The 12,308-nt window shown below is 52.9% G+C and carries 13 protein-coding genes; 4 read left to right on the top strand and 9 right to left on the bottom strand.

The window, feature by feature from the left end:
- Positions 1-126: 126 nt before the first annotated feature.
- A complete protein-coding gene (locus tag MKX64_RS20705; RefSeq protein WP_095265390.1) occupies positions 127-1,041 on the top strand; it encodes a DNA-3-methyladenine glycosylase family protein in 915 nt (304 codons plus the stop codon).
- Positions 1,042-1,159: 118 nt separating this feature from the next.
- On the opposite strand, the gene MKX64_RS20700 is transcribed toward MKX64_RS20705, so the two are convergent.
- The 6 genes from MKX64_RS20700 to MKX64_RS20675 form a co-directional block, all read right to left on the bottom strand.
- The gene (locus tag MKX64_RS20700) at positions 1,160-1,633 is read right to left on the bottom strand and encodes a DUF3574 domain-containing protein (protein ID WP_095265391.1); all 474 of its coding nucleotides are present in this window, start codon (positions 1,631-1,633) and stop codon (positions 1,160-1,162) included.
- 159 nt (positions 1,634-1,792) lie between these two features.
- The gene (locus MKX64_RS20695; protein WP_341037211.1) at positions 1,793-2,842 is read right to left on the bottom strand and encodes a hypothetical protein; all 1,050 of its coding nucleotides are present in this window, start codon (positions 2,840-2,842) and stop codon (positions 1,793-1,795) included.
- Positions 2,843-2,881: 39 nt separating this feature from the next.
- A complete protein-coding gene (locus tag MKX64_RS20690) occupies positions 2,882-3,610 on the bottom strand; it encodes an alpha/beta fold hydrolase (protein WP_144029259.1) in 729 nt (242 codons plus the stop codon).
- A 100-nt stretch (positions 3,611-3,710) separates the two neighbouring features.
- On the bottom strand, positions 3,711-4,667 hold the full coding sequence (locus MKX64_RS20685; protein ID WP_155618438.1) for an acetamidase/formamidase family protein: 957 nt from the start codon (positions 4,665-4,667) through the stop codon (positions 3,711-3,713).
- 376 nt (positions 4,668-5,043) lie between these two features.
- A complete protein-coding gene (locus tag MKX64_RS20680) occupies positions 5,044-5,838 on the bottom strand; it encodes an SDR family NAD(P)-dependent oxidoreductase (RefSeq protein WP_341037209.1) in 795 nt (264 codons plus the stop codon).
- A 106-nt stretch (positions 5,839-5,944) separates the two neighbouring features.
- Positions 5,945-6,790, bottom strand: a complete 846-nt coding sequence (locus tag MKX64_RS20675; protein ID WP_341037208.1) for an aldo/keto reductase — start codon at positions 6,788-6,790, stop codon at positions 5,945-5,947.
- 296 nt (positions 6,791-7,086) lie between these two features.
- On the opposite strand from MKX64_RS20675, the gene MKX64_RS20670 reads away from it, so the two are divergent.
- Together MKX64_RS20670 and MKX64_RS20665 are read left to right on the top strand one after the other, a co-directional pair.
- On the top strand, positions 7,087-7,485 hold the full coding sequence (locus MKX64_RS20670; protein WP_095265396.1) for a winged helix-turn-helix transcriptional regulator: 399 nt from the start codon (positions 7,087-7,089) through the stop codon (positions 7,483-7,485).
- Positions 7,486-7,543: 58 nt separating this feature from the next.
- The gene (locus MKX64_RS20665; protein ID WP_095265397.1) at positions 7,544-8,893 is read left to right on the top strand and encodes a voltage-gated chloride channel family protein; all 1,350 of its coding nucleotides are present in this window, start codon (positions 7,544-7,546) and stop codon (positions 8,891-8,893) included.
- A 101-nt stretch (positions 8,894-8,994) separates the two neighbouring features.
- Here MKX64_RS20665 and MKX64_RS20660 read toward each other — a convergent pair whose 3' ends face one another.
- The 3 genes from MKX64_RS20660 to MKX64_RS20650 are packed head-to-tail and all read right to left on the bottom strand — an operon-like array spanning position 8,995 to position 10,933.
- Positions 8,995-9,678 carry a hypothetical protein gene (locus MKX64_RS20660; RefSeq protein WP_095265398.1) on the bottom strand — a complete coding sequence of 228 codons (684 nt, stop codon included), beginning with the start codon at positions 9,676-9,678 and terminating at the stop codon, positions 8,995-8,997.
- Complete coding sequence (locus MKX64_RS20655; RefSeq protein ID WP_095265399.1) at positions 9,675-10,565, bottom strand: ABC transporter ATP-binding protein; 891 nt, start codon at positions 10,563-10,565, stop codon at positions 9,675-9,677. The genes MKX64_RS20660 and MKX64_RS20655 overlap by 4 nt, the downstream gene beginning before the upstream one ends.
- Entirely contained in the window at positions 10,562-10,933 is a 372-nt protein-coding gene (locus tag MKX64_RS20650) for a GntR family transcriptional regulator (protein WP_095265400.1), read from the bottom strand. The genes MKX64_RS20655 and MKX64_RS20650 overlap by 4 nt, the downstream gene beginning before the upstream one ends.
- Positions 10,934-11,118: 185 nt before the next feature.
- Between MKX64_RS20650 and MKX64_RS20645 the strand changes: the two genes are divergently transcribed.
- The gene (locus MKX64_RS20645) at positions 11,119-12,264 is read left to right on the top strand and encodes a phosphodiester glycosidase family protein (RefSeq protein ID WP_341037206.1); all 1,146 of its coding nucleotides are present in this window, start codon (positions 11,119-11,121) and stop codon (positions 12,262-12,264) included.
- Positions 12,265-12,308 lie beyond the last annotated feature (44 nt).

Below are 12,308 nucleotides of genomic sequence, written 5' to 3'. Positions count from 1 at the left end.
CGCAAGCAAGGGCTGCCGCACGGGTTTCGAAATAGAAGCGCAAGATCGCAAAATGCAATAATGGCCGAAGTTGTGATACAACCAATATAGCGGATAGTATCATAACCAGGAAAGGAGCCATCTCCCATGAAACATATGCTATCCTTTCAAATCGATGTGCCCGAGCCATTTCGCTTCTCGGAAAATTTGAACTACCTCTCCAGATCGCCCAATGAATGCCTGTACCAGATCCGGAGCGATCGAATCTATCGCGCCCTTCCTGTTCAAGGGAGCGCTGTCGTGATGGACGTCGGAGCGGATGCCGACGGGCAGGCCATCGCCGTCCGACTGCTCGGGGATCCCGATTCCCCTGTCGATCAGTTGCAGTTGCAGGCCCAGGCGGAGGCTTACGTTTGGGAATGGTTCGACCTGGATACCGACCTGGCCCCGTTTTATGAACAGGCGGAAGCTGACCCGCTGCTGGGGAAAGCCATCAAGGCGTTCTACGGATTGCGCCTGATCGGGATTCCGGATTTGTTTGAGGCGATCTCCTGGGGCATCATTGGCCAGCAAATTCATCTGGGTTATGCTTATACCCTCAAGAGACGTTTGGTGGAAGCCTACGGGCACAGTGTGGAGCATGAGGGTAACACCTATTGGCTGTTTCCGAAAGCCGAGGATATCGCCCACTTGGAGGTCCAGGATCTGCAGCCGCTTAGAATGACCGTCAAAAAATGTGAATATCTGATCCACACCGCCCGGTTGATCGCTGACGGAAGCTTAACCAAACTACAGCTTATGAATGCCGGCAGCCTGAAGCTGGCGGAGAAAAGGCTTGTCAGCATCCGGGGCATCGGACCCTGGACCGCCCATTATGTGCTGATGCGCTGCCTGCGAATGCCGGATGCGTTCCCGATTGACGATGTCGGTCTTCACAATGCGATCCGGCACCTTCAGGGGATGGACCGGAAACCGACCAAGGCAGAGATAATGGAGCTGTCCTCCCGATGGTCGGGCTGGGAAGCTTACGCCACCTTCTATCTGTGGCGCTTTCTGTATTAACACTTGTCACAGACAGCAAACAGGGAAATCCCTCGCCCCGGCGCACATCATGCGGCCAGGCAAGGGATTTCCCTGTTCGTTTTCTCTATTAAGTCAGGCCGGTCCCGGCCCGCCCAAACTACTCGATAAAGTACAATTTGCCGTCCACCTCAAGCGAGATGGCCGACTGGGCCAGGTCATCCTTGAGCTGCTTGGCATAGTCGACAACCTGGTCGATAGCCGCCTTGTCAAGCTTGTCCGTAAATGCATACACAATCGTTACGTTCTCCTTGATGAGCGTGCCTTTATCGTCCACCCATGCGCCTTCACCCGGAATCGCCGTAGCTCCGCCGAACCAGCTGGACAGCTGGGTCAAGGTCTGATCGACAAACTTCTGATGCGCTTCCTCTGTAATCGGAATATCTCCTTTTACGGTGGAAGGCACATACACCTTGACGACATGACTCAGATGGAACTGGTCCTTCAGCGCACTTTGCGTAATCGCCGCTGCAGACGAATCCCCCTCTGCACTATAGGACTGCTGTACCGGTAGAACCAGCAATGTCAGCAGTACACCGCAGGCCAGCGCAAGCGCCCATATTCTCTTTTTCATCCCCGATTTCTCCCTTATGTATGAATTTTCTCACTCATTATATAATGGAGCATTGCGAGCAGCAATGAAAACCTTGGAAATCGAGGGAGGGCAGCCTCGAATAAGAAAGCCGGCTCTCCAGAATACTCGCGGCGGAGCATCGGCGGCTCTTCTTACCGGCTACGCTTGCAATTGACCGATCCAGGTCAAGCTTTCCACCGCCTGATGATCCACACTGCCGTTCAGAATCGCCTGCACATCATTCAGCGTATCGTGAAGCGCGACACGCACCCCTTTTATCCCCGTGTATGGCTCAGCAATTACAAATGGCTGTGTAAGATAGGCTTCCAGCCGTTCTCCACGCGCATAAGCCGTAAGCTCTGCCGCCGGGATGCCCTGAACGCCCCGGACATTGACAAGGGAGCGCAGCTCGCGGTAACGCCGCAGCAGCTTCTGTGCACGCTGTTGAACGATATGATGCAGCTGATCCAGATGGCTGCCCTCCAGAACAGAGGAGGTGGAATGAAGCGGATGGACCGCCGGAAATTTATGCCTTGCTGCCAAATCGGCATCGAATACCCACAGCGTTTCAAGCGGCCCGTACGGCATGTCGTCGTCGACAACAGCTCCCTTCAGGTCGACCAGAAACGTGGTCACATTGTGAATGCCCTCCTGCTGCAGCCGCTCCTGAAGCTCATAGATTTCGCCTGTCAGCACATGCTCGCGATCGGCCGCGAACATAATCTCAGCCCCTGTTCCCATCTCCATGATCAGATTGTAGGTGTCATCGATCGAATGGGTAACATGCTGAACGTCATCCAGCATATCCTCCAGCTCCGGATACTCCCCATTGGGCTTTAACAGAATGGTGGCGTACCCGTCCTGCTTAAACCGGTGAAACAGCTCGCCGAGCAGCACCAGCTGTCCCATTCCGGGGCGGGCGACCAGACCCACAGTACCGCCTTTTGCCAAAGGGGCAAATAGATCCAGTGGTTTGATGCCCGTTTCAATCATCTCCACGCTTTCCCCGCGCAGAATCAGTTCATCCAGGCTGCATTTTGCCAGAGATGCCAATGCGGCAATGGTGCGGACTTCCGCCCGGCCAACGGGAATTTTCCCTGTGCATAAGTTGGAGACTGTGGCCGGCCGTAATCCGACAGATTTGGCTGCACTGGTCAGGTTTGGAACCCTTTGTCGTAACAGTGACACATTCAGCTTCAGATTGTCCAAGTGCTTACACCCTTTTTTAGTATAGATTCATGGTTCTTCCTAAAGGCTGGTTAGGAAAGAGTCTGCGGTGCGGACAAACAGATCCGCATCCGGTTCAAAAAGATTATGATCATGCTCCTCAAACGCCACGATTCTTGCCTGAGGCAGAACTCGCTTATATTGTTCCACTGCTTCTAATGATAACCCGGGATGTGGTTTTACGCCACGGATTATCAGGACTGGGCAAGTCAACCGAGTTAGGTCGTTCCACATGTCTGCCTTAGTCGATTCCCGTTGCAGTGCCTGTAAAGCTGATGTCTTCATACGATCAGACAGCTTCTTCCCTCTCCAAGGAGGCAGCGAGGCGAAGAAATCCACCCATCCCGCTGGCAGCTCGGTATGAACCGCGGGATAGTCTCCGATGATCAGGCCTTGAATGCGCTCCGGATTCTGAACCGCGTAGCCTAACTGATAGGACACGCCCCGGGAGTATCCCATGAGCACAAATTGCTCAAGTTCAAGATGACGAATCGCCGCATCAATGTCGCTAATATGATCCGCGAGCGTATATCCCGAAGCGGGCGAATCACTTTGGCCCCGGCCGCGAAGCGTGACCACAACGATATGCCGGGGGGACAGCTTCTCCATCATGGTGATATAGTCCTCGCCCGACTCGGACAATCCCGGGATGATGACCAGCGAGGCTTGTTTGTTCTTAAGATCCCGATGCACCTCCGTAACGTGAATATGCACCCCTTGGTTATTGACCATAGTCTCGTGTAACTGCATACCTTAGGCCTCCTTAGAACTGTTTTTTATTTTAATGAAGTATGATTTTAATAGCGTGATCTCCGTGATTTCATCCATCTGAAGCCATCCCCTTACACATTCACCTGAGCGCCCCAAAAGGTAAAAGGGCGTGTACGCCCTTAAGGGTATTGACGATCTGGGTTACCCGCAGATCCACCGTCAAGGTGGCGTAGGCATACGCCTCTGTTCTTGAAATAGAGTAAAGCTCGGTCATGAGATCTAGCATGCCGTTTAATGCCATCCACATGGCTTCCTCCAGGTCCTCATGAAACCCCAGCGTAAGCCAGCCGGCATTCGTCTTGGCTCTAGGCATCGTTATCGGCATGTCGTCTCGGACATGAAAGGTTAGACACACCTTCTCCATCGGGCATTCGAGGGCGGGACCGCTAACTTCGCCGTCCCCCTGAGCCGCATGTCCATCCCCGGTGGAGAACAGCCCGCCATCCACCGGAATCGGCAGATACAGCGTGCTGCCAGCCGTCAGCTCTTTGCAATCGAGATTTCCTCCATAGGGGCGCGGTACGAAAGTCGTATGCTGACCCCTTTCTTTCGGCGGCATGCCCATGATCCCCATGAATGGCTTCAGGCCGACGCTGTACTTGAAATTTCCGAACTGGCTCCTGCCCGTCATTGTCTGGGCATCCAACTCAAAGTCCAGCGTCACTTCTTTGGCACGGGTCATGCCCAGCTTCTCGTTCCAATCGCTCGGAAACCCTCCGGCAGAGGTCCATCCCCACGATCCGGGAACGATTTCATTAATCTGAATCTCCAATGTACGTCCGGGTTTAGCCTCCTGAATATGGACAGGCCCCAATAACGCATGCCCGAACTGCTTCTCCTGCCGCTCCGGCTTGCGCTCCGTAAACTTCGTTCTCGGCGCGTCTGGGGCGACCCGTTTCTCCAGCCCCCAAGCTGCATCTAAGGTTTGATACACGACAGTATCCCCGGACTGAATATATAGGGCCGGCTCCAGCTCCCTGCTGAAAAATCCATGAAGCGTATGAATATCCGGTTGCAGCATATGAACCTGTGACATTCCGGCTTTCTCCCTTCACAGCTAGATTCAGCGTGGTTATTCGATGATTCGAATCCACACTGTTACTTTATAGAGTATTTATAATTACTCTTAAAGTCAATTATAATTTTCTCTTAAACGTAATTATAATTACTATATAATTATTTTGTTACTTATTCCCCTTTGCACCAAAGGAGGTCGTTGCAGCACAAAAAAACCGTCCGCAAGCGCAGCTTCACTGCGTGGGACGGTTCATTACCCATGCTCCCTTATGTTCTCCGGATCCCTGGATTACAGGCTTGAGCGGTCTGCCGCCCAGGATGCTGCTCCATGCCCGGGAAGCGACACTGTCAATCCATCTGATCGGCCCGGAGTCTGTTCACAGCAACGCAATTGCTTAGAATACGCTTCGTACCAAGCCGCCGTCGATGCGCAGCGCCGAGCCGTTAATCGCCGAGGATTTAGGACTGCTGAGATACGTAACAAAATCCGCAATTTCCTCCGGCCGAATCAATCGCTGAATAATGGAAGTCGGCCGATTCTCCTTCATAAACCGCTGCTCGGCTTCTTCGATCGAAAGATCCTCATCCGGATACAGCGTATCCAGCATCTTCTCAACACCTTCCGTAAGCGTGGATCCGGGCATGACAGTATTCACGGTTACGCGGGTTCCTGTCGTCAGTTCGGCCAAGCTCCGGGAAAGAGACAGCTGCATCGTCTTGGTTGCGCTGTAATGCGCCATCTCCTGGGAAGGCATGATCGCGGCCTCACTGGCTATAAAGATGACCCGCCCTTCATTACGATGGATCATATTTTGCAGATAGTGCCTGGACAGCCGGACCCCGCTCATAATGTTGGTTTCAAAAAACTTGAACCATTCCGAATCCGGAATATCAAAAAACGCAGCAGGTTCAAAAATCCCCAGATTATTGATCAGAATATCAACGACCGGGGCGGCTTCCCTTACCTGATGACAGCCCTCCTCCGTACCGAGATCCGCCACAACATAACGAATCTCGGCATCCGGATGCACAGCGTGAATGTCATGAATGGTTTGTTTTACCTTGTCCTCATGTCTTCCATTAACAATGACGGACGCTCCCTCGGCTGCAAGCGACATCGCAACCGCTTTGCCAATGCCGGAAGTCGAGCCTGTTACCAATGCGACTTTTCCCTTCAAGTCCAAATTCATATCAAGATCTCTCCTTTCTTTTAATATAGGGGCCCCTCCCGATTTCCTTCATTACCGCCCGAGACCAGAAGAGCCACACGACGACACTTGCGTAAAGGGCAGGTGATCAAAAATCAAAGTTATCCGGGTCCGGACCGACCCGGCGGTCCTGGTTCAGACTGTCGATGCGCCGCATTTCGTCAGCGGTCAGCTCGAAGTCGAAGACTGCGCTATTCTCGATGATGCGATGTTCTCGAATCGATTTCGGAATGGTCACAACGCCGTTTTGCAGATCCCAGCGCAAAATAATTTGGGCTACCGATTTGTTGTATTTCGCCGCGAGTTCCTGAAGTTCCTCCTGTTCCAGCAAATGCCCCTGCATCAGTGGTGACCAGGCTTCCAGCTGGATTCCGTGCGCCCTGCAGAACGCATGCAGCTCCTTCTGCGTCAGTCTGGGGTGATATTCCACCTGATTGACCATCGGCTTGATGGTTGAATCTTTCATCAGTTCCTCCAGATGATGGATATGAAAATTGCTGACTCCGATCGCTCTCACCCTGCCCTGCTTATACAGCGTTTCCAGCGCGCGCCAGGCCTCCTTATATTTCCCTTCAACCGGCCAATGTATAAGGTACAGATCCAAATAACCGAGCCCGAGCTTGTCCAGGCTTTGTTCATATGCAGCCAGCGTCGCTTCATACCCGAGGTCGGAATTCCACACTTTCGAGGTGACGAATAGCTTATTCCGTTCAAGTCCCGCAGCTTCCAGTCCTTCCCGGATTCCCTGTCCTACCCCCTGTTCATTCCCATAAATCGCTGCCGTATCGATACTGCGATACCCGTTCATGATCGCCGTTCGCACGGCACCAACCACTTCGGAACCCTCCTCTACTTTAAAAACGCCAAGTCCCAGCCAGGGCATCCGAACGCCATTGGATAACGTTGTTGTATCTTTCAAGCCTTGTATATTCATTACTTAATCCCTCCATATGTGTATGGGCACGCGATGTACAGCATGCCGCCTTCTGTTAGATCCTGCTGCCTCTTGAGCTTCCACTTCAAACTTCAGCAGGCCGCGTCGCCTTTCCGGACGCGTCAAGCTGCCCGTTTATATACAGCTGTATAATGATGGGGTATGGTTTCAATCAGCATGCAAATGTTATTATGGTACCAACGGTGCGAAGTGTGAAGAACGTACTTTTTTGTAACATAGTTACCTTGAAGTATCGTAGATACTTTTTAGTGCCTATAAAGAATGGAGGAAACCGCATGCAGACGAGAAAATACAACATCGGCGTCGAAGCCGCCCTGGACGTGATCGGTGGCAAATGGAAGTGCGTCATTCTATGTTATTTGACACGCGGCCGGAAACGGACCAGTGAACTGAAGCGGCTGATGCCGCAGATCACCCAGAAAATGCTGACACAGCAGCTGCGGGAACTGGAGCAGGATGGGGTCATCAACCGCATCATTCATAACCAGGTTCCTCCCAAAGTGGAGTATGAGCTTAGTGAATACGGATGGAGTCTTCAGGGAATTCTGGACGCCTTGTGCGCTTGGGGAGAGAATCATATCGACAGAGTTTATGGTGACAAACTCACCATGTTGGAGGATAATGTTTTCACCGAGGAATTAAAGTCCCAGGACAACGGGAAGATCGCGGAGTAGAGAGGTCAACACATAGCTGCCTCCGGTAAGATTTGATATATGAAACAGGTGAAAATTAGTGACCACAACAAATCATAACCATTCTGGAGGGCGGCTGTTCACCTCCGTCGTTGGCACATGGATCAAGTGGCTGGTGCTGGGAAGCTTTGCCGGGCTGTTGACCGGGAGCGCATCGGCGCTGTTTCTGTACAGCCTCGAATATGTGACCGAGCTGCGCCTCGGCAGCCCCTGGCTGCTGTTTCTGCTGCCACTCGGCGGAGCGGCCGTCAGCTACATGTACAACAAATATGGTCTGAACAGTGCCAAGGGCAACAATCTGATCATTGAACAGATTCACGGGGGGCAAGAATCCATTCCGCTGCGCATGGCTCCGCTGGTGCTAGTCGGGACGCTGGTCACGCACCTCTTCGGCGGTTCGGCCGGCCGGGAAGGCACTGCGGTACAGATGGGCGGCAGCTTGACCGAATGGCTCGGCAAGCGATTCCGCGTGAGCAAGCTTGACCGTAAAATACTGCTGATCTGCGGCATCAGCGGCGGCTTCGGCTCCATATTCGGAACCCCGCTTGCCGGTACCCTGTTCGGCCTGGAGGTGCTGGCGATCGGGATGATCTCCCACCAGGCGCTGCTGCCAGCCTTTATATCCAGCCTGATCGGACATTTCACGGCGGAATCGCTCTGGGGCGTAATCCATGTCCACTACCCGATGGGCAGCGTTCCCGCATTCGAACCGCTTGTCTTCCTGAAGGTGCTGCTTGTCTCCATGCTGTTCGGTCTGGCCAGCAGAATGTTCAGCGAGCTGACACATGCCTTGAAGAAGGGATTCAGCTACCTATTCAGCAATCCGATGCTGCGAAGCGCAGCAGGCGGCGTGATCATCATCGGACTTGTCTATCTGGTCGGAACCCGCGATTATCTCGGGCTGGGGCTCCCCCTGATTGAAAGGGCGTTTTCCGGCGAAGCCACTCCCCTTGATTCGCTCGGCAAAATGCTGTTCACATCCCTGACGCTCGGGGCAGGCTTCCAAGGCGGTGAGGTGACCCCGCTGTTTGCCATCGGGGCTACGCTTGGCAGCTCCCTCTCAAGCTGGATTGGCTTGGCCGCCCCATTTCTGGCCGCGCTTGGCTTCATTGCGGTATTCAGCGGAGCAACGAACACACCGATCGCCTGCTTTATTATGGGCGTTGAACTGTTCGGCGCTGACGGCGCCGTCTACATGTTCATGGCCTGCATCATCAGCTACCTGTGCTCCGGCCACTCGGGAATATACACTTCCCAGCGCATCGGGGTGTCGAAGCACCCGTGGATCAGCCTTCCCGAGGGCATGACACTGGGCGGGATAAAGGCCGAACGGAACCGGACCCGGGTCCAAGACAACGCTGACCAGGACCACCATAACGAACCGTCATAACATTTCTTGATCGACAGAAAGGACGAATCCCGCTCGGCCTGAGCTTTAGGATTCGTCCTTTCTCTATCTTTCGATTCTGTTGTTGGGACAAGCTCCCCGGATTACACCGTGGACTTGCGAAGCATGAAGAGTGAGCCGATCGCCATCAGCAGCGCCCCTGGCAGACACCATAGCGACAGCTCAAACGCAGTCTTGCCGATAAACCACTCGAACACCGGCATCCACCCGTCAAAGGCTGTGACAATCACGCCGGCTGCCGACAGCAGGATGAAAATCCCTGCCAGGAATATAAAGGTTTTCAGCCCCCGGTAGCGGAGATAGAAGCTGCCTATCAGCATTCCCAGCATCGCGAACGTAATCAGCAGAATGGCAAACACGGTAAATTGAGCCAGGATCGATCCATCATTCAAGTAAGGCAGATGGAAGAAATGCATGCGTTCCCCCCAGCCATTGGTCCAGTTCTCAAGCGAAGACAGAAGCAGCAGCAGAATAGCGGTAAATATGCTGATCCCGATTATAAGGATCACCGTGCCGGTATAAAAGTCGGTTCGTCGAATGCTGAAGCCTAACGAAAATGGAAACAGTTGCACAACCCCTATAAGTGCACCGACAAACATGTAAATAAACATCGTGGCGAGCCCGCCAGTATAGAACTTCTCCCCATTGACTATGAAACCGATCAACAGATTGACGATAAAACTGAACATCATAATTGCCCACGGCAGGTAGAACCAGCCTAATTTCTGTTTCATGTGAATATGAATGACTCTGTTTACCTGGTTCATCCCCGGTTCACCGCCTTTTCAACTCTGGTTAAACTGACAATGAGATCTTGAAGGGACACAGCCGAAGTCTTCAGGCCCGCTTGCTCGGCCTCCTGCTGAATGGCGCCCCCTGTCTCTCCCATCACCGTCGCCGAGATCATGGAAGCGAACGGCTCACGTCGAATGACCTTTTTGCCCTGAACAAAAGCCTCCACCTTGTCCGCAGGACCGACCACCGTGCAGGCGCATCCACGCAGCTCCTCACTCTCTGCATCAAGAATGACTCTCCCCTGGTCGATCACAATGACGTGCTCCAGCAGGCGGCTAACCTCGTCAATCAGATGCGTGGACAATACCACCGTGCGCGGATAACGAGTGTAATCTTCAATCAGATGATCATAGAACATTTCTCTTGCAACGGCATCCAGGCCAAGATACGGCTCGTCAAAAATCGTAAGCGGCGCCCGGCTGGCAAGCCCGACCACAATTCCGACCGAGGATAGCATCCCTCGGGACAGTTTCTTCACAATCCGCTTCCGTGGCAGGCGAAATTCCTCCATCAGCTCGTTGGCATACGCTGCATCCCAGTTCGGGAATATCGTGGATGCCACATCCAGTACATCCTTGACTGTAAAGTAATCCGGATACCGCTGCCCTTCTTTAATAAAACAGATGTTCCGCAGGACCGCCTCGTTCTCGTACGGGCTCTGCCCAAACACCTTCACTTCCCCGCTCGTCGGGAATAACTGTGCAGTAATCATGTGCATGATCGTTGTTTTCCCCACGCCGTTTCGGCCAAGGAACCCATATATTCTATTCTCTTCCATCCGGAAGCTCACATCATTCACTGCTGTGACATCCGTATAAGACTTGCACAACTGCCGAACCTCGACCACCGCTTGACTCATTGTCCGCTTCCCCCTCTGCGAATCATGTCTGTTAATTGTTCAGTCGTAATTCCAAGTTTCGCCGCTTCCTTCACCGTCGTGACCACATAGTGCTCGTAAAACTCCTGCTTCCGCTTCTCAATCAGCTTCTCGCGCGCACCCGTCGCTACAAACATGCCAATCCCCCTTTTCTTATACAAAATCCCCTGATCTACCAACAGATTTACCCCCTTGGCGGCAGTAGCCGGATTGATCTGATAAAAGGCCGCAAACTGGTTCGTGGACGGAACCTGCGTTTCCTCAGGCAGTCGCTCTTCTATGATGTCATCCTCGATTTTGTCGGCAATTTGCATAAAAATAGGGCGGCTGTCATCAATCTGGAATGCCATCTTCTCACCCTTTCGTCGTTCGAGTTACCCATTACCACATTGGTTAGTTACTCATGTAATTAACCATACAAGACATGAAGTTAAAAGTCAACCTGATTTTTGCCTAAACTAACCATTTCGGAAAGCCGATATAAAAGGAATGTGCAGAGGCTATAGTTTACAATGAAAGGAAATGAACACCAGAGATGAGTAGAAGAATTACAGCGATCATGCTGTCAGCAGCATTGCTGCTGCTCGCTTGGACCACACCGGCGACAGCAAGTCAGACGCCCAAAATGATGGCGTATGTTAACCAGAACAGCCAATCGTTTATTCCTGTAGGACTGTTGAAGGAGATTGAAGGGGTTAAAGCTAATTATCAGGCTGCGGAGAAAAAGATCGAGGTTACGAGAGAGGGAACCAAACTGACCTTCTTTCTTGGACAAAAAAACGCGTTAATCAATGGCAGCAAAACACAAATTCCGGCAGCTCCTTTCATCGAAGGCAGCTCCGCCTATGTGCCGCTGCAGCCGATCAGCCGTTATCTTGGCATGCAGCTGTCCTGGGACAGAAGCAGCTCTTCCCTTGCCATTACAAGCCAGGGAGAAACCAAAGTGCTGCCTGTACTGTCCGGCTCATTCATTAACGCCGGTGCCAAGCCCGTTGTTCACAGCAAAAAAACGTTCCGGGTCGGCTCCAGATCGTTCAATACCCAGGTCGTTACCGTTTCCCTGCTGCATCCCAAAATCAAACTGGACGTTGCCTTAGCCCATAACAAGGTGGGCGCCGTTGAAGATCTTCGCAGCATCGCCAAACGCAGCGGTGCGCTGGCGGCCATCAACGGCACTTACTTTGATGCTTATACAACCGGCGCCTTCAAAGCGCCGTACGGCTATATCGCAAGCGGCGGCAGCATTCTGAAGACAGCCCCGGGAGATAACCGGAGCATCTTCATCTATGACCGCAACAACCTCGCGACCATTGTGCCTGGACTGACATTCAAGGACCGCTTTGAGGAAGGTCGGATTGAGGGCGCCATTCAAGCCGGTCCGCGGCTTCTGACTGACGGAAAGATCTCTCTTGATGTGCGCAACGAAGGCTTCAAGGATCCGAAAATTCTTAGCGGCGGCGGCGCGCGCAGTGCCATCGGCATCACGAAAGACCACAAGCTTATTCTGCTTACCACCAGCGGCGCGACCATTCCGCAGCTGGCTGAAATCATGAAGCAAGCCGGAGCTTACCAGGCGATGAATCTCGATGGCGGCGCCTCCAGCGGCCTGTACTACAACGGCTCATATTTGACCACGCCAGGCCGGCAGATCAGCAACGCCATTTTGATTCAATCGAAGTGATGAGTTCCCTATCCCCTTGAGATGGCCGGATGTCCGGCGATTCT

It is taken from the genome of Paenibacillus sp. FSL M8-0334, from assembly GCF_038000405.1.
Taxonomy (GTDB): domain Bacteria; phylum Bacillota; class Bacilli; order Paenibacillales; family Paenibacillaceae; genus Paenibacillus_AQ; species Paenibacillus_AQ campinasensis.
The sequence above is the reverse complement of the archived record's forward strand: the minus strand, read 5'-3'. Positions and strand labels throughout refer to the sequence as shown.